This window comes from Streptococcus mitis, from assembly GCF_002096895.1.
Lineage (GTDB): Bacteria > Bacillota > Bacilli > Lactobacillales > Streptococcaceae > Streptococcus > Streptococcus mitis_AH.
Window position 1 is genome coordinate 74,352 of the sequence record NZ_NCVI01000017.1, and the last position, 16,496, is coordinate 90,847.

Annotated in this window: 18 protein-coding genes and 1 other annotated feature (1 of these 19 only partly in view); of the genes, 1 reads left to right on the forward strand and 17 read right to left on the reverse strand. The window is 39.8% G+C overall.

What is annotated here, in order from left to right; all coding sequences use genetic code 11:
- Positions 1 to 142 (reverse strand) — a binding site (T-box leader); it reaches 69 nt to the left of the window's first position.
- The 13 genes from B7697_RS02200 to pbp2b all read right to left on the reverse strand — a co-directional run bounded on the left by B7697_RS02200 (position 143) and on the right by pbp2b (position 12,802).
- A complete protein-coding gene (locus B7697_RS02200; protein ID WP_084950123.1) occupies positions 143 to 928 on the reverse strand; it encodes a DivIVA domain-containing protein in 786 nt (261 codons plus the stop codon).
- Between the two features lie 8 nt (positions 929 to 936).
- The gene (locus B7697_RS02205; RefSeq protein ID WP_084946894.1) at positions 937 to 1,722 is read right to left on the reverse strand and encodes a YlmH family RNA-binding protein; all 786 of its coding nucleotides are present in this window, start codon (positions 1,720 to 1,722) and stop codon (positions 937 to 939) included.
- Positions 1,719 to 1,982, reverse strand: a complete 264-nt coding sequence (locus tag B7697_RS02210) for a YggT family protein (protein ID WP_049500943.1) — start codon at positions 1,980 to 1,982, stop codon at positions 1,719 to 1,721. Before B7697_RS02210 ends, B7697_RS02205 begins: the two co-directional genes overlap by 4 nt.
- On the reverse strand, positions 1,982 to 2,515 hold the full coding sequence (locus B7697_RS02215) for a cell division protein SepF (protein WP_000053357.1): 534 nt from the start codon (positions 2,513 to 2,515) through the stop codon (positions 1,982 to 1,984). Before B7697_RS02215 ends, B7697_RS02210 begins: the two co-directional genes overlap by 1 nt.
- Positions 2,516 to 2,524: 9 nt before the next feature.
- Positions 2,525 to 3,196, reverse strand: a complete 672-nt coding sequence (locus B7697_RS02220; protein WP_084950125.1) for a YggS family pyridoxal phosphate-dependent enzyme — start codon at positions 3,194 to 3,196, stop codon at positions 2,525 to 2,527.
- 4 nt (positions 3,197 to 3,200) lie between these two features.
- Positions 3,201 to 4,457: a cell division protein FtsZ gene (gene ftsZ, locus B7697_RS02225; protein WP_084950127.1), complete on the reverse strand. Its 1,257-nt coding sequence runs from the start codon at positions 4,455 to 4,457 to the stop codon at positions 3,201 to 3,203.
- A gap of 17 nt (positions 4,458 to 4,474) precedes the next feature.
- Positions 4,475 to 5,854 (reverse strand): cell division protein FtsA, encoded by a 1,380-nt coding sequence (gene ftsA / locus B7697_RS02230; RefSeq protein ID WP_070526866.1) that lies wholly within the window; start codon positions 5,852 to 5,854, stop codon positions 4,475 to 4,477.
- A gap of 215 nt (positions 5,855 to 6,069) precedes the next feature.
- Complete coding sequence (locus tag B7697_RS02235) at positions 6,070 to 6,774, reverse strand: YwaF family protein (protein WP_049551303.1); 705 nt, start codon at positions 6,772 to 6,774, stop codon at positions 6,070 to 6,072.
- Positions 6,775 to 6,864: 90 nt separating this feature from the next.
- A complete protein-coding gene (locus tag B7697_RS02240) occupies positions 6,865 to 7,476 on the reverse strand; it encodes an NUDIX hydrolase N-terminal domain-containing protein (protein WP_000994193.1) in 612 nt (203 codons plus the stop codon).
- Entirely contained in the window at positions 7,466 to 8,836 is a 1,371-nt protein-coding gene (locus B7697_RS02245; protein WP_084950129.1) for a UDP-N-acetylmuramoyl-tripeptide--D-alanyl-D-alanine ligase, read from the reverse strand. The genes B7697_RS02240 and B7697_RS02245 overlap by 11 nt, the downstream gene beginning before the upstream one ends.
- Positions 8,837 to 8,919: 83 nt before the next feature.
- On the reverse strand, positions 8,920 to 9,963 hold the full coding sequence (locus tag B7697_RS02250; protein WP_084950131.1) for a D-alanine--D-alanine ligase: 1,044 nt from the start codon (positions 9,961 to 9,963) through the stop codon (positions 8,920 to 8,922).
- Positions 9,964 to 10,137: 174 nt separating this feature from the next.
- Positions 10,138 to 10,734: a recombination mediator RecR gene (gene recR, locus B7697_RS02255; RefSeq protein ID WP_000966754.1), complete on the reverse strand. Its 597-nt coding sequence runs from the start codon at positions 10,732 to 10,734 to the stop codon at positions 10,138 to 10,140.
- A gap of 10 nt (positions 10,735 to 10,744) precedes the next feature.
- Positions 10,745 to 12,802 (reverse strand): penicillin-binding protein PBP2B, encoded by a 2,058-nt coding sequence (pbp2b, locus tag B7697_RS02260; protein WP_084950133.1) that lies wholly within the window; start codon positions 12,800 to 12,802, stop codon positions 10,745 to 10,747.
- A gap of 189 nt (positions 12,803 to 12,991) precedes the next feature.
- Here pbp2b and B7697_RS02265 point away from each other — a divergent pair, with 189 nt between their 5' ends.
- Positions 12,992 to 13,843 (forward strand): MurR/RpiR family transcriptional regulator, encoded by an 852-nt coding sequence (locus B7697_RS02265; protein WP_084950134.1) that lies wholly within the window; start codon positions 12,992 to 12,994, stop codon positions 13,841 to 13,843.
- Positions 13,844 to 13,904: 61 nt separating this feature from the next.
- Here B7697_RS02265 and B7697_RS02270 read toward each other — a convergent pair whose 3' ends face one another.
- From B7697_RS02270 to B7697_RS02285, 4 genes are all read right to left on the reverse strand, one after another.
- Complete coding sequence (locus tag B7697_RS02270) at positions 13,905 to 14,255, reverse strand: type II toxin-antitoxin system RelE/ParE family toxin (RefSeq protein ID WP_024057145.1); 351 nt, start codon at positions 14,253 to 14,255, stop codon at positions 13,905 to 13,907.
- Positions 14,245 to 14,532, reverse strand: a complete 288-nt coding sequence (gene relB, locus B7697_RS02275) for a type II toxin-antitoxin system RelB/ParD family antitoxin (RefSeq protein ID WP_084950137.1) — start codon at positions 14,530 to 14,532, stop codon at positions 14,245 to 14,247. The genes B7697_RS02270 and relB overlap by 11 nt, the downstream gene beginning before the upstream one ends.
- Positions 14,533 to 14,628: 96 nt before the next feature.
- On the reverse strand, positions 14,629 to 15,513 hold the full coding sequence (locus tag B7697_RS02280) for an ROK family protein (RefSeq protein WP_084950138.1): 885 nt from the start codon (positions 15,511 to 15,513) through the stop codon (positions 14,629 to 14,631).
- A gap of 17 nt (positions 15,514 to 15,530) precedes the next feature.
- Complete coding sequence (locus B7697_RS02285) at positions 15,531 to 16,448, reverse strand: dihydrodipicolinate synthase family protein (RefSeq protein ID WP_084864623.1); 918 nt, start codon at positions 16,446 to 16,448, stop codon at positions 15,531 to 15,533.
- Positions 16,449 to 16,496 lie beyond the last annotated feature (48 nt).

A 16,496-nucleotide genomic window follows, 5' to 3' on the forward strand; every position in this document is an offset into this window, starting at 1 on the left:
ACGTGGGGAACGTCAAATCCTACTAACTTCAGACTTGAGTTTTTGAGAGGATAATCTTATCATTAGGGAATGCAGGACTCACACCATCTCCTGCTCGCTGGAAATATAAGGATAAGATATTGTTCTCAGATATCACTATTCATTATAAGATTAGGACAGATTCTCTATTCGTATCTTCCTCATTTGATGAAGGGCCTTCGACTTCAACTGGCTCTAAATGTTCTTCCACATAATGTTCTTGTTGGGCTTCAAATTCAGCTAATTCTCTATTACCAGCCTCAATTCGAGCTTGTAACTCAGCCATTTCTTCAGGTGTAAATTGACGAGTCATATCGATTGGTTCTTCTTCTGGTTGTGAATATACCGATTCACCAAGAACTTCACCAACAACTTCTTTAAATGCTTCATCACTTGTCTGAAGATAGGTAGCTGTTGGGCGCAGAATATCTTCCCAATCTGATGATTCAACAATTGCTAACTGACTCTCAATTGTAGATTTGAGACGTTGATGGAAAACACGGCTCTTGTTCTTCAATTCTTCTGTTTCAACAGCAACTTTCTTAGCATTATCAGTTGCTTGACGAAGAATTTCATTTGCCTTGTACTTAGCTTCTTCCAACAAACGTTGTGCATCCTGCTCTGCTTGTTGGATAATATTGTTTGAGCGTTCAGTTGCAGCTTGTTTTACTCGTTCAGCTGTATCTTGTGCAATCAATACAGACTGGCTCAATGAATCTTTCATCTCATCAAAGTAAGACAAACGCTCTTCCAAACTCTTAATATGTAAATCCTTATCATGATTAGAGCGAACCAAATCTTCATAATCACGGACTACAATATCTAAAAATTCATCTACTTCTTCTTGATCAAACCCTCTAAAGCGTGTGCTAAAGGTTTTATCTTTGATTTCTAACGATGTAATTGGCATAATTTTCCTCACTTACTTAATAACAATTGGACCGTTAATTTCTTTTTATCTTTTTTTGTTTGCCCATTATCCCTAACGAGTTTCAATCGACCAAATTTCCTTACACTAATCAAATCACCAACTTGAACTGCATAATCTGATTTTTCAACTAAATGGTAATTGACTTGAACTGCCTGCTTTTCAATTAACTGATTTGCCTGATTTCTAGAGAGCTTGAAGACCCCAGCTAGAAAAACATCTAACCTAGAACTAGCAATACAAATATCTAATTCTTGATAATCTTCTACTGTAGTAATTTTCTCAGTAAAATCCCGTTCTTCTAGACGAACCGGTAGACGAGCAATTTTCGTAATACCGTCTTGAAAAAGGAGAGTAAACTGTCGATTAATGATAATCTGTGCTCTCTCTTCATTGACTAAGATATCACCAAATAGCTTTCTATCAATTCCCAGCTGATTTAAAACAGTTCCTAATATTTTTGCATGTGTTAAGCGTTCAAACTTATTAGGATAAACTATTTCTTGCAAGGAAAGTTCAAAATCAGAAAATTCGGGTTCAAAATAATCAGGATACAGGAGTATCCGCACATATTCAGTTTCAAGAAACTGCCGACTGCTCATGTAGGAGATGCCGTTCGTTGATGCTAGAACTTTTAAAATCTTTTCTTGATGGGGATTTACAAAGGGTGTTAAAAAAGGAGAATAAGAATCTTCTACCTTTTTTATCCATTCTACTCCCTTATCAATAAAAGACGAATCATTCTTAGAAAAGTGTTGATAAATCATCTTGTTCATAGAAAGATCACTAAAAGTCGAATCAATTGTTCCCCTAGAAAATGAACTAGTAATACCGCAACCCAAACAGACAAGTCAAGACCAGCAATCTGAAGTGGTAAACGTTGTAAGGGAGCAATTATCGGTTTCACTAAACTAATAATCAATCGTCCCAGACGTGATTCATAAGCATTTGGAAACCAAGACATCAGAGCAAAAATGATTAAAATCAGTGAATAGATATCCACTGCATTTTGAATAAAACGAATGAGAAAGAGCATTATCTCACTCTCGTACGTTTCATGTCAAAGCCAAATTCACCATTTTGTGATTCATCTGGGATTTTGATATCTTCAATATTAACGACAACATCAACTGGTGTCAGTAGGTACATAGTAGATGCTACCTTTTTCATGTTACCAGCTAAAACGTGGCGCGCCCCATCCAGATAGTCCAAACAACGACGTGCTTGAACTTCTGTCATATATTGGAAATCAATCAAAATACTTTCGTTACCAGCTAATAAATCAACAATATCTGTGGCATCTTCGTATTTACGTGGATAACGAACATCAATTGTCACCTTATCAGTAGAACGTTGACTTTGCATAGCCAACTCTTGTTGACGGGCATGAAGACGAGTGATGTTTTTATCTTTAGATGGCGTGCTACCAGCTTGTTGAGGCAACTCTTGAACAGAAGGGACTGGAGTCACAATCGGCTCTTCAGCTTTAGGCTGATAAGTAGTACCAACATCTTCTCCATCTTCTGTAAAATAATCTATAAATTTATCAAATCTATCTTTTAAAGACATAGTTCTTTCCTATTTAAAAAATGCTGTACCAATTCTGACAAATGTTGAGCCAAATTCAATCGCTTCCTTGTAGTCACGACTCATACCCATACTCAAGTCCGTCATTGGCATATTGGGAATTTGTTTTTCTCTAATTTCTAGTTGCAAATCCTGCGTAGCTTTAAAAATTTCTTTCAACTCATCACTACTAGCTTCAAAAGGAGCCATGGTCATCAAGCCGACATATTCAATTTTATCTAAGGTGGCCAATTCTGGCAAGAGCTCTAATAGTTCTTCCCTTGAAAAACCATGTTTGCTCTCTTCCCTTGAGATATTTACTTGTAAGAAACACTTAACAACTCTGTCACTTCTTTTTTGAATTTCCTCTGCTAGCTTTAATGAATCCAAAGCGTGGAAATAATCAACATACTGAATGACATCTTTGACCTTGCGTCTTTGCAAGGTTCCAATCAAATGCCAGGTGATATTTCTATCTTTTAAAGCTTCATATTTCTCAAAAAATTTATCTACACGATTTTCACCAATATGATGCACACCTAGCGGAAGCAAAGCCTCCGCTGTCGGTACGTCTACATATTTTGTAACAGCAACAACCGAAACAGAATTAGCTTCTCTTCTTGCCTGCTGACTTGCATCTTTTATTTGTTGAAAAACACGTTCTGTATTTTCTTTCAAATTCATTTACTTAACGATTTTTGAAAAATGGAGGAGTGTCTAATTCATCCTCATCGTGTAAAGATGGTGCTTCGAAACGTTCAACTGGTGATACAACTGAATCAGTTGGTCGAACAATTGTCTCACGACGCAAGTCCCAATCACCAAATGCTGAAGATTGAGAAGTTTCTGTACGGCGAGGTGCTGGACTTGGAATTTCTGCAGTTTCAGCCATATCAAACTGACGATTATGATTGTGTGCATGACTAGGACTTGCTTGTTCATGACGGACAACTTGTCTTGCTGCATGGCCCACAACTTTTTCCACACGATCTTGACGAACACCAGTTGCCACAACTGTAACACGAATTTCATCTTTCATGTTTTCATCGATAGATGTTCCGAGCCAGATGTTCACTCCTTGACCAGCTGCTTGGTTGACAATTTCTGAAGCTTCTTCTGCTTCAATCAAAGTCAAATCAAGACCACCAGTAACGTTGACGATAACATCCTCAGCACCGTCAATAGTTGTTTCAAGAAGTGGTGAGTAGATTGCCTTACGAGCTGCTTCTACCACACGTTCTTCACCACTACCGATACCGATACCCATTAGGGCGTTTCCTTTATTTGCCATAACTGTTTTCACATCGGCAAAGTCAAGATTAATCAAACCAGGGTTTGTGATCAAATCAGTAATCCCTTGAACACCTTGGCGAAGTACGTTATCTGCTTCGCTAAGAGCTTCAAGAAGTGGAGTTTTCTTATCAACAATTTCAAGCAAGTTGTTGTTTGAAATAATCAATAGAGTATCTACATGTTCGCGAAGCTGATTGATTCCTTCTACAGCGTACTGACCACGTTTGCTTCCTTCGAAACCGAAAGGACGTGTCACAACACCAACTGTAAGAGCACCTAAATCTTTAGCAATGCGGGCAATAACAGGAGCAGCACCAGTACCTGAGCCACCTCCCATACCTGCAGTAATGAAGACCATGTCTGCTCCAGTAATAGCTTGAGTCAAGGCTTCTTCGCTTTCTTCGGCTGCCTTTTGACCGATTTCAGGTCGACCACCAGCACCCAAACCACGAGTCAATTTAGGACCTAACTGAATTACAGTCTCAGCTTTTGTACTACTCAAAGCTTGTACATCTGTGTTTGCTGCGATAAATTCTACGCCTGCAACACCTTCGTCAACCATGCGGTTAATGGCGTTTCCGCCACCTCCACCAACACCGATTACTTTAATCACTGCACCTTGAGCAGCCGCTGTATCAAATGAAAATGTCATAGTTTATTTTTCCTCTTTTATTCATCAAACATACTTCCAATTAAACCACGGAAGCGATCTGCGATTTTTGGTTTATTTTGAGAAGATACTTTATCTTCTTTCGGAGCAACTACGTTTGTAGAAGCTGATTGCTCAACCTCAGTATTTTGAACTGGTTGAATAGGGGTCGGTTGTGCTACCTGCGTAACGCGTTGAATCATCCCACCAAAATTAATTGGTTGGTGACGCAAAGTATCCTCACCCTTAACTGCTCTTTGTGCTAATAAATTCACCTCAGTCAATTGACCAGCAAATTCAGACAAGCTAATCACATGAGCGAAGGCAGGATTACGGATTCCAACTTGATTTGGAACGTAAAGTTTGACACCAACGCCAAAGACTTCCTGTGCAAGTTCTACAACACCTGGTAAAATAGCATTTCCACCAATCAGAACAATCCCACCTGGAAGATCCAACAAATGTCTTCTTTCCAACTCTTGTTTGATTTGTTCAAAAATGTGTTTAATGCGAGCTGAAATAATCTCTGCTAGGTATCTTTCTGTAACTTCTACAGGCTCTACTTCACCAATCACTTCAACTTGGAAGGTTTCATTGCTTGCAAGTGAAGGGTAGGCTTCCCCATAGTTCAATTTCAATCCTTCAGCTAATTTCTGTGAAGTCTTCAAGACTTTAGAGATATCTTTTGTGACATAATCTCCACCTTCTTGAAGAATATTTGTAAACTGGAGTTCTTGGTTACGGATTGTAGCAACAGTTGTTTGACCTGCTCCCATATCAATCACAGTAGCTCCAAATTCACGCTCTCCTTCGTTCAAGACTGAACGAACCAAAGCCAATGGTGAAATAATAATATTTTCAACTTGAACACCTGATCGCTCAACTGTCTTGCGTAAATTGTGAAGAATAGTACGTGGACCTGTGTAAAGCAAACCACGCATTTCAAGACGAACCCCCATCATACCACGTGGGTCACGAATACCTTGGAAACCATCTACGATAAATTCTTCTGGAATAAAAGTAATGACTTCACGATCTGGTGTCATACTCTTTGTCAAGGCTGATTTAACAACATTTTCAACATCTTGATCTGTAATTTCTTTTGTATCAGATGTAACTGGAATCATACCTTGAGTTGGTTCTACTTGCAAAAGATTTCCAGGCAAACCAACATTCACTGATTTGATTGAAATGCCAGCTTTCTCTTCTGCTTGGGAAATAGCTGACTTGATAGCAGTTGCTGCTGCTTCAATATCAACGATAATCCCATCCTTTACACCTTTACTCTTGGCATTACTTACACCAATTACGTTTAGTTCACCATTTCTATGCTCGGCAACCAATACTTTAATCGAATTAGTTCCGATATCTAAGCCTGTAAAAAAACCATCTCTAGCCATTACATCGCATCCTCTCTCTTCCAAGTTTCAAACTTCTATTCAATATAGCTAAAATAGGGCATAGCTATTCACAGAATATTATAACACAAAAAATCCAATCGTGCTTAGTTTTTCCTAAATTTACTTACCATTTTTTCACATTCTTTCCTTAGCTTTTTTTATTTTCCAAACAAGTTATAAAAAAATCAGATTTATGAAAAAAAGAAAGCTCATTTCTAAGCTTTCTTTGCAATCATTTTTTCTGCTTCTTGCTCTAAAAATAGTTCCAAGATTTTCTTTGTTAACGTAATCGCTGCTGATAAGGCCAGGGAAACGATTAAATAATTAGCTACTAAGCCATGGTCTCCAACCAATGGTGGTTTTGTCAAGAATCCGTAATCTCCACCTGTTACTAAATTGACCACAAAAATCAAGGCATTTAGTGCAAAGGTCATGAGAAAAATTCCCTTCACATCCAGCAATCGCGCGTTATACTGTCTCAATAGATAAACTAGAGAGTTCCCCAAGAGAGCTAAGTGGCCAAAGATAAAGGATAAAATCGCAATATGCGGGAATGGATAAGGATCTGGCACTGGATAAACAAAGGCTGCTAATGTCCCAAATGTTCCTAGTAATGCAAAATACTGCCGATATTTGGACTGACCAGGAAGCAAAAGCACCACAAACATAGCCATACGGCAATGGTAAAAGGGTAAGCTTTCTGACAATGGCATATGATTAACCCCGTACCATCCATAAAGAAGGATTAACTGAACTGCCTGCAAGATTTGGAAAAATCGTTGATAAGCCTTCTTTTCACGATAACGATAGGCTGTATAAAAAGTTAAGGCTAAAAGTGTAAATATACTGACATACCAAAAAAGGTCAAATTTGGGTGGCTCTGTTGCTTGGGTCGTAAAGAAAATATCCCATAAATTCATCTAGTCTTCCTCATGATTCAAAATTTTCCTGCATTTTATTATACCATGCTATTTGTCAAAAATGGATTTAGAAATACGATAATTATCTTCTTAGTCAAGATATTGCTCCCTCTGACCTTGATAAACCTGCCAAAGAATCTCTATTTGCTCCTTGGTAATGCGTTTTTCAGATAAGTTCGGCAGTTGGTCAATGGCAAAAAATTGAAGGTCAGCGATTTCTTGATTTTCTTGGAATTGTCCATCAAGAAGCTTACATTCAAAAACAAACTTTGCATACTGTTTGCTCTGTAGTTGGAAACGATTAGTATCAAAAACAGCTAGCAGTCTTTCAACTTTGGCTTTAAAACCGGTTTCTTCTTCAATTTCCTTGAGAATATTTTCGGTTGGAGAATAGCCAACCTCACCAAAGCCACCTGGCAAAGCCCAATCATTCTCTCCTTGTCCCCTAACCAGACAAATTTTTTCATCCTCAACTATCCAAGCACGGACGTCCATTAAAGGAGTCGCATAAGCGGAGGTCGGTTTCAAGAGTTCTGCCACTTCGTCTGCATCCAGGTCTGATACCTGATTCAACATTTCAGATAACAGACTTCGCAAGTCTTCGTAGCGCTCACGGTCAAAAGGATCCTTTGTAAAGGTTAGTCCAGTATCTGTAAGAGCTATCATTCTTTGAAGATACTTGGCAAAATCACTAGCATTCATTTTCTAAACTTTCTACTAACTTGGCTAAATTCATAGAGTTAGAACCTTTGAGCAGGATTTGGTCGTGGACTCCTAAGCTTTCTTTGACTTGCTTGACTAGCTCTTCAAATTGGTCTTGGTCTTCTGTTTTCTTAAAGTAGTAAACATGGCCGATTGGGAACATTTGACTGGCCAATTGGGCCAATTCGGCAATGTCTTCTCCATAGAAAATAACAGTATCCAGCACATCTGGAGAAAGGCTCAAAATCATCTGATTATGGAGTTGAATAGACTGGGCACCAAGTTCCTTCATATCCGCCAACACTGCAATTTTCTTGCCACCTTCATTGGCTGGAATGGCAGAGAAAGTCTCCAAAATCAGTTTCATAGCAGTTGGATTGGCATTGTAAACATCTGATAGGATGTCTGCTCCATTGGCTGCTTTCTTCCATTCGGTACGGTTACGCGTCAATTCAAGATCTTGGAAGGCCTGACGAATTTGCTCCTCTGAAACTCCTTCTTGTAGGGCAACATAAGACGCAATCATAGCATTGGTGGCATTGTACTTACCAGTCACTGGCAAATCGAGGGCTTGTTCCAAGAAATTAGCCTTAAAGGTCAGACTATCCTTGCGCTCAACCAAGTCTGTGATTTCCAACTCTGCTCCTTGCCCAAAACGGACCACCTTTTTATCAGTTGGCAAGTAGGCCTCTACAATCGGATCTGCTGGTGCCAAAAGCAAGGAACCTGAAGCCATACCATCTGCAATTTGCATTTTTCCTTTGGCAATTTCCGAACGGTCTTTGAAAAAGGCCAAATGAGCCTCTCCAACCAAGGTCACAATGGCTGTTTTTGGATGGGCCAATTCTGACAAGAGATGAATATCTCCCAAGTGATCCTGTCCCATCTCCAAGACCAACTTTTCTGTCCCTTCAGGCATATGGAGGACTGTGTAGGGAAGGCCAATCTCATTATTGTAATTGCCTTGTGTTTTGTAGGTTTTGTAGGTTGTTGATAGCAAGTGCGCCAACATATCCTTGGTCGTTGTCTTGCCATTTGAACCCGTAACGGCAAAGACATCAACTGCCGTTTTTTCAAGATAGTAGGCAGCTAGTTGTTGAAAGGCAGTCAACACATCATCTACTAAAATATAAGGATGATTTGCAACCTCTTTCTCAGACAAGGTTACTGCGGCACCCTTTTCAAAGGCTGTTTCGATAAAGTCATGGCCATCACGCGCCCCTTTGAGGGGCACAAATAAATCTCCTGCCGCAATTAAGCGACTATCAAACTCGGTCTTTTCTAACTTGGTATCCTCAAAAATGCTGATATCATTTTTAGATCCGACAACTTGAGCCACTTCATGGATTGTTAATTTCATTTCTACTCCTTTAAAAAGGGTTGAAGTCCGAGAACTCTAATCACTCTGCAGTGGTGGTTCTGACTTCTACCCTCTCTTTCATTTTATAGCAAATGCGCTTCGCGCTTGTCAAAACTTTCCTTAGCAAGGTCAACCAAATGCTCGATTAGTTCTGGGTAGCTGATTCCCATATTATCCCAAAGTAGTGGATACATTGACCACTGGGTAAAACCTGGCATGGTATTGAGCTCATTTAGGAAAATCTCTCCCTTATCAGTATAGAAGAAATCGCAACGAGATAGACCTAAACCACCAATGGCACGGAAGGCTGTTTCTGCATTTTGACGCATGACAGCTACCACATCATCACTGATTTTGGCTGGGATGTCCATAGTAATCTTGTTATCAATATACTTAGCATCGTAGTCATAGAAGGCTACATCCTTGACTACTTCTCCTGGTAGCGTACTCTTGACATCGTAGTTGCCCAAGAGACCAACCTCGATTTCACGAGCATTCACCCCTTGTTCAACCAATACACGGCTGTCATATTGGAAGGCAAGTTTCAAGGCTTGACGGAGTTCTTCTTGATTTTCAGACTTAGAAATACCGACACTAGACCCCATGTTTGACGGTTTAGTGAAGACTGGATAAGTCAATTTTTCTTCCACTTCAGCAATTTTAGAAGTTACATCATCACCTTCGACAATGGCCACATAAGGAACTTGGGCAATCCCGACAGATTCTAACACACGCTTGGTCGTGATTTTGTCCATGGCAAGACTTGATGACAAGATGTTGCAACCAACGTAAGGCAGTTTCAAAACTTCAAGGAATCCTTGAACAGAGCCATCTTCTCCCATCGGGCCATGAAGGACTGGGAAGACCACTGCACCATCTTCGTAGATGGCACTTGGTGCAACTTGCTTATCCCAATCAATGGTTTCATTAGTCATAAGACGATCCTCTTGACCTGGAGTCTGGTTAAATTCTTGCGTTTTAATAAAGTCACCTGACTGGCTGATGAAGAAAGTCTTGACTGTGAAACGGTCGTAGTTGACCGCACGCATCACACTCTCAGCTGAAAGAACAGAGACTTCACGCTCTGCACTACGTCCACCGTATAAAAGAATAATCGTTTGTTTCATATTATTTGTTCCAATTCTAATAGAATACTCGTTCTTTAGTATATCATATTTGCTTCTTTTTTGAAACTTGAACCTGATACTGGTCTTCAATAAATCTAAAAAGAGACCGATAAAACAAATGTCGGTCTCCGTTATTTTTGTATAAATGAATTGACTGTGTTAATTTGTCTAGACTTACAACTCTGTTCGATTTTCAATGGCTCGTAAGAGTGTGACTTCATCAGCATACTCGATATCTGCCCCCACAGCAAGACCTCGTGCCAGGCGCGTAACCTTGATCCCAGCTGGTTTGAGCAAACGTGAAAGATACATGGAAGTTGCTTCGCCATCTGCTGTGGCATTGGTTGCTACGATTACTTCTGAAACTTCACTATCCATCAGACGAGTCATGAGACTCTTGAGATTGATATCATCTGGACTGATGCCATTCATGGGAGAAATAAGACCATGTAAGACATGATAGAGTCCATGGTATTCTTGGATGTTCTCCATGGCTGCCACATCACGACTATCTTCGAGAACTAAAATCGTCGTCTGGTCACGAGTCGGATCGGTACAGATAGAGCAAGGATCGTCATCAGTCAGGCGACCGCAGATGGAACAGTAGGTCAGCTCTCTCTTAGCAGAAAGGAGATTTTTAGCAAATTCATTGACATCGTCATCAGACATTCCAATCGTATAAAAGGCCAGACGGGTAGCCGTCTTAATCCCGATACCCGGTAACTTAGAATAACTGTCAATTAGCTTAGCAATAGGTGTTGGATAAAGCATATGTTCCTTTCTAATTCATTGGATGATGTTGGTTATAGAGGTTGATAATATCGCGCGCAATGGAAGGTCCGACACCATTTGTAAGGTTGGTGTTATGAGGGAAGACAACAGCTACAGCGATTTGAGGATTATCTGATGGTGCATAGGCCACAGCATTAGTATTGTTAGCTTTTTGACCACCCTCAACATAACTTTCGGCAGTACCTGTTTTTCCACTAATGGATACCGCTGCGCCATTTGAAAAGGCACGACCGGTTGTCAAAGCACTACCACCATGTGACACTTGATAAAAGCCTTGTTGGAGGATGGAAACATCAGACTCAGAAATATTAATTTTATTCATTTCCTTGGTTTCAACAGATTGGATTAAGTTCCCTAAGCCACCTTGTTCGTTGTTTCCATAAATCCCCTCGACAATGTGAGGTGCAATCCGAACACCGTTGTTGGCAATGGTTCCAACGTACTGGGCCAATTGCATAGGGGTATAGTTATCAAACTGACCAAATGCATTGGTAATGTAATTAGCAAAATTATACTCTTTTGGTATAAAACCAGTTGACTCATCTGGAAGGTCAATGCCTGTTGAGGCTCCAAGACCATATTCCGCAAATGTCGCACGTAATTTCCCCATAGCGGATTCCAAATTGCTTGTTCCAACAAACATATTAGGTTGATAAGTTTGGCCCATGATTCCCAAAGCCGTTTGAACCATATAGGTATTAGAAGAATACTCCAAGGCTTCCACCGCTGTAATCGGAAATGAACCGTAGGCTTGAGTATACCAAGAATTAATTGGAGCTGAACCTTGGAAGACAATCGGTTGGTCTGTCAAGGTCTGATTCCCTGATAAGACTCCATTCTCCCAACCAGAGCTGATGGTCGCCGCCTTGACAACAGAACCCGGGACAAAGACATTGGTTACTGTTCCCAAGGAATCAGGTGTTAAATCTCCCGTTTTCAAGTCATGTTTGAGTCCTGACATAGACAAAACTGCACCTGTTTTTGGGTTCAAAGCAACTGCATACACACCTTCAGAATATTTGGCTCCTCCATTTCCCAGTTCGGAATTGAAATAACTCTTAAGCAGATTGTCCACGCTATCTTGGAAGGCCAAATCAATAGTCAGTTTAATATTATTCCCTTTGGTACCATCTTCGATATTTTCGACACTTTCCATATTGCCATACTTGTCTAGATGGATTTCTTTCACCGAGCGTTTTCCTTGCAAGGTTTCTTCATATTGTTTTTCTAAATAAGAAGTCCCAACACGGTCATTTAAAGAATAACCCTTTTTGATATAAGCATCTGCTTCTTCAGCTGGAAGACCAGCTTTTTCACTGGATACACTTCCTACTATAGACGAAAGAGAAGTCTCTAGAACTTTTCGATCCCACGAAGTTGAAATACTGATACCAGGTAAATTCTTAGAGGCCGAAGCAATCAAGGCAATCTGTGTATCTGACAAAGAATCTGTCGCAATGGTTCCTGTCGCAAAATTTCCAACTGCATTGAGTTGGCTAAAAAGATAAATTTCTTTCTTTTCGTCATCCGAGTAGGTCAATTGACTTGGATCGATACTTTCAACAGTATTATTGTAAAGCTCGGATTCAGATAATTGATTGCCATCAGAATCAAGTCGCTTCTCACGTGGTAAACTTTCCACTGCTTTCTTATAGACATCTTGATCTGCTAGATAATAGTCCGCCAACTGTCGATCAGTCAATGTTGGAGAAGTAACTCCCACATAAGCCAACAACTTCTTGGCTGTTTCTTTTAAATCTGCAGCCGTCATTTTGTTGTTTCGAGTAAAGGAAACAACTTGTTTCACAGTATTTTCAACCAAAGGCTTGCCGCTGGCATCATAAATTTCGCCCCGAGCCGAACTAGTGGTCACCTTTGTTTTACTAGCAGATGCTAATTTTGTCTCATAAAAATCCTTGTTCAAAACCTGCATATAAAGCAGGCGACCTATAATGGCCATAAAGAGCAAAATGACAATCGAAAACAATAAATTAAGCCGAATCGGAATCGAATGGCTGTCAAATTTTCTCATACAAATCAGTCTCATTTCTATTTTAAGTCTTACTCTTAATTGTACCATAATTTGAGAAGAAAATTATGGAAAAGAAGGGAGCTTTTTCCATTTTACAGGAAAATACGATTTTATTTATCTATCCCTATATTATATGATATAATAAATGTAAAAGTTCGATGACCCAGTCTTTTTCCAATACGACTCATTTAAAGGAGCCTTTCTATGGACAAACCAGATATAGCAACCATCATTGATTCCCACTTCGAAGAAATGACAGATTTAGAGCAAGAAATCGCTCGCTATTTTTTACAAACAGAAACCCTTGTAGATGATTTATCATCCCAGCAAGTCACTCAAAAATTACATATCTCCCAAGCTGCTTTGACCCGCTTTGCTAAAAAGTGTGGTTTTACAGGCTATAGAGAATTTATTTTCCAATACCAACACCAAGCAGAGAAACAAGACACCCATTCTCACAAACACAGTCCACTGACAAAACGAGTCCTTAGAAGTTATAGCAGTATGCGGGAACAAACACAGGACTTGATTGACGAAGTCCAACTAGAAAGAATTGCCCAGTTAATCGAAGATGCTGAGCGTGTCTACTTCTTCGGAACAGGGAGTTCTGGCCTCGTAGCTCGTGAAATGAAATTACGCTTCATGCGTCTAGGTGTGGTCTGCGAGGCTTTAACCGATCAAGACGGTTTTGCTTGGACAACCAGTATTATGGATGAGAATTGTCTCGTACTCGGTTTCTCTCTTTCTGGCACAACTCCTTCTATTTTAGATAGTCTATTAGACGCTAAGGAGATGGGAGCAAAGACTGTACTTTTTACAAGTGTTCCCAATAAAGATAGTCAAGCCTATACAGAGACTGTTCTTGTAGCCACCCACAGCCAGTCTTCTTACATCCAACGTATATCCGCTCAACTTCCTATGCTCTTCTTTATCGATTTGATTTATGCCTACTTTTTGGAAATCAATCGTGAAAGCAAGGAGAAAATTTTTAACAGCTATTGGGAAAATAAAAAACTCAATGGCTATCGTAGACAAAAACGTGTAAGAAAATCCTAGTTTGGTTAAACCAAACTAGGATTTTTATTCATCACCAAACATACCTCTTCTAGATTATGAATTAGTCATATCTTGACTTAGTCTTAAATAATTTCATGTAATCACTTTTTGAAGGGAGTAAATAAGCAAGTCTGACGGTATCCTCAACAATTGTATATAATACGATGTAATCCTTACTCAAGGTCAATCCTCGCGTTTGGCAGTGAGGATCTAATCTCTTACCAAATTTTTCATCGGCATCAAATCCAGCTTGGGGGAAAATTTCTAGCCGATTAATATCTTTTCTAATATTGGCTACTTTTCGTCTCGCAGCCTCTACAGAACCGATTTCCTCCGCTATATACTGATATATTTTATCCAGACTATCAATCACTCTAGGAGAATACAAAATCCTATATTTTTTATAATCCATAGCGTGTCACAACATCCTCATCTGTCAAGTAATTCCCAGCCTCAATCTTGGCATAACTTTCTTGAACTTCTGCTTGTAATTGTCTAAACAAATACTCCTTCTCTAATTCCTCTTCACTCAGTAAATCTACTTCATTTGTTACGGCAACATTCTTTAAAAATAATCTGAGTGCCGATGAAAGAGAGAGATTTTGTTCTTTTAACACTTCCATGGCATCATTTACTAATTCTCTATTAGCTTGGAAGGTCACAACTTTACTCGAATTTGCTATATCCATTTTATATAATTCCTTTATATATTTTATTTATTATCTCACAATTATAAAGAAAGTCAAGAGGCTTTGATTAGAAAATCCTAGTTTGGTTGAACCAAACTAGGATTGTTTTGTTTTAAAGTGATAATAAGCTCCCAACATCCCTGCTGTATTTTGGTGATGAGCAAATTCTAATCGTGTTTTTTCAGCTAGGCTTGGTACCAAGGCATCTTTTAAAGCTGTGCGAATTTTTGGTTTGAGGATAGCCTCTTGTCCCATGATACCGCCACCGAGAATGACTACTTCTGGATTGGCCACATAGCAAATATTTGCCAGACCTTTTCCTAGATAGTCTACCATACGGTCAATACCAGCCATGCAAATTTTGTTTCCTTCGGTAGCTTCCTTAAAGATACGACGACCATTCCACTGGTCAACTGGATCTCCATGACCTGCTGCTACATACTCCACCAAAGCTGTCGTAGAGGCCAAGTCTTGGAAATCTCCATCCTGCATATGCATATAACCGACTTCGCAGGCTGAATTGCTAAATCCATGGAAGACTTTCCCATCCATAATCAAGCAACCACCGATACCGGTTCCAATGGTCAAGCAAAGTGTCACACTCGCTCCCTTGCCTGAACCAGATACCGCTTCAGCAAGACCTGCACAGTTGACATCATTTTCAATTTCACAAGGAATATTAAAGCTAGTCTCGATTTCCTTTTTGAACTGGGTGCCTGCGTAGTTAGGGATTTGAGGCCCAGCATAGAAAATCTCACCCTTATCTGGATCCACCATCCCAGCAGAAGAAATAGCAACACCTGCTACTGGACCTTTTTCTAAATAGCTAGCTACAATATCTTTTGTCTTTTGTAAGATATGAGGTCCACCTTTATGCGCCTCTGTTGGCATTTCATGGGATTCAACAAGTTGGCCTTCTTGGTCGATCAAACCATATTTGATGTTGGTTCCACCGATATCAATTGAAACGTAGTGTGTCATAAATACCTCCTTATGGATTAGAGGAAGCGCTCCTTGGTTTCACGAATCAAGGCTGCAGCTGCTTCTACAACTGGACGATCTTCTTCAGTCACTGGTGTCAATGGTGAACGAACAGAACCAATATTCAATCCTTCATTGATCTTCAAGACTTCTTTGATGACACCGTACATATTTCCATGTGCAGAAGTGAGTTTACCAATGATAGCGTTGATAGCGTACTGCAATTCACGCGCTGTTTCCAAGTCTTTGTCAGCAATTAATTGGTTGAGTTTCAAGAAGAGTTCTGGCATCGCACCATATGTACCACCGATACCAGCTTTAGCTCCCATGAGACGACCACCTAAGAACTGTTCATCTGGACCGTTGAAGACGATATGGTCTTCGCCACCAAGGCTCACAAAGGTTTGGATATCTTGAACTGGCATAGAAGAGTTCTTAACACCGATAACACGTGGATTCTTCAACATTTCAGTGTAGAGACTTGGCGTCAAAGCAACACCAGCTAATTGAGGAATGTTATAAATCACGTAGTCTGTATTTGGTGCTGCAGCACTAATGTCATTCCAGTATTTAGCAACTGAGTATTCTGGCAAGCGGAAATAAATCGGCGGAATCGTTGCAATAGCATCTACTCCTAAGCTTTCTGCGTGGCGAGCAAGTTCCATACTATCTTTAGTATTATTGCAAGCTACGTGAGCAATAATAGTCAACTTACCCTTGGCAACTGCCATGACTTCTTCTAAGATTAATTTACGGTCTTCAACGCTTTGGTAGATACATTCACCAGAAGAACCATTAACATAAAGACCTTGAACACCTTTATCAATGAAGTATTCCACCAAGGCACGCGTACGCTCTGGACTTACTTCTCCTTGATCATCATAACATGCGTAGAAAGCTGGAATGACACCTTCGTATTTTTTTAAATCTGACATAGATTTTCTCCTAACTTATTTCCGAAACGAGGGGAGAAAATAAATTTT

Excerpts from the sequence above, each read along its gene's own strand:
- B7697_RS02200 (WP_084950123.1), bottom strand. The coding sequence starts at position 928 with ATGCCAATTACATCGTTAGAAATCAAAGATAAAACCTTTAGCACACGC.
- B7697_RS02205 (WP_084946894.1), bottom strand. The coding sequence starts at position 1,722 with ATGAACAAGATGATTTATCAACACTTTTCTAAGAATGATTCGTCTTTT.
- B7697_RS02210 (WP_049500943.1), bottom strand. The coding sequence starts at position 1,982 with ATGCTCTTTCTCATTCGTTTTATTCAAAATGCAGTGGATATCTATTCA.
- B7697_RS02215 (WP_000053357.1), bottom strand. The coding sequence starts at position 2,515 with ATGTCTTTAAAAGATAGATTTGATAAATTTATAGATTATTTTACAGAA.
- B7697_RS02220 (WP_084950125.1), bottom strand. The coding sequence starts at position 3,196 with ATGAATTTGAAAGAAAATACAGAACGTGTTTTTCAACAAATAAAAGAT.
- ftsZ (WP_084950127.1), bottom strand. The coding sequence starts at position 4,457 with ATGACATTTTCATTTGATACAGCGGCTGCTCAAGGTGCAGTGATTAAA.
- ftsA (WP_070526866.1), bottom strand. The coding sequence starts at position 5,854 with ATGGCTAGAGATGGTTTTTTTACAGGCTTAGATATCGGAACTAATTCG.
- B7697_RS02235 (WP_049551303.1), bottom strand. The coding sequence starts at position 6,774 with ATGAATTTATGGGATATTTTCTTTACGACCCAAGCAACAGAGCCACCC.
- B7697_RS02240 (WP_000994193.1), bottom strand. The coding sequence starts at position 7,476 with ATGAATGCTAGTGATTTTGCCAAGTATCTTCAAAGAATGATAGCTCTT.
- B7697_RS02245 (WP_084950129.1), bottom strand. The coding sequence starts at position 8,836 with ATGAAATTAACAATCCATGAAGTGGCTCAAGTTGTCGGATCTAAAAAT.
- B7697_RS02250 (WP_084950131.1), bottom strand. The coding sequence starts at position 9,963 with ATGAAACAAACGATTATTCTTTTATACGGTGGACGTAGTGCAGAGCGT.
- recR (WP_000966754.1), bottom strand. The coding sequence starts at position 10,734 with ATGCTTTATCCAACACCTATTGCTAAGCTAATTGACAGTTATTCTAAG.
- pbp2b (WP_084950133.1), bottom strand. The coding sequence starts at position 12,802 with ATGAGACTGATTTGTATGAGAAAATTTGACAGCCATTCGATTCCGATT.
- B7697_RS02265 (WP_084950134.1), top strand. The coding sequence starts at position 12,992 with ATGGACAAACCAGATATAGCAACCATCATTGATTCCCACTTCGAAGAA.
- B7697_RS02270 (WP_024057145.1), bottom strand. The coding sequence starts at position 14,255 with ATGGATTATAAAAAATATAGGATTTTGTATTCTCCTAGAGTGATTGAT.
- relB (WP_084950137.1), bottom strand. The coding sequence starts at position 14,532 with ATGGATATAGCAAATTCGAGTAAAGTTGTGACCTTCCAAGCTAATAGA.
- B7697_RS02280 (WP_084950138.1), bottom strand. The coding sequence starts at position 15,513 with ATGACACACTACGTTTCAATTGATATCGGTGGAACCAACATCAAATAT.
- B7697_RS02285 (WP_084864623.1), bottom strand. The coding sequence starts at position 16,448 with ATGTCAGATTTAAAAAAATACGAAGGTGTCATTCCAGCTTTCTACGCA.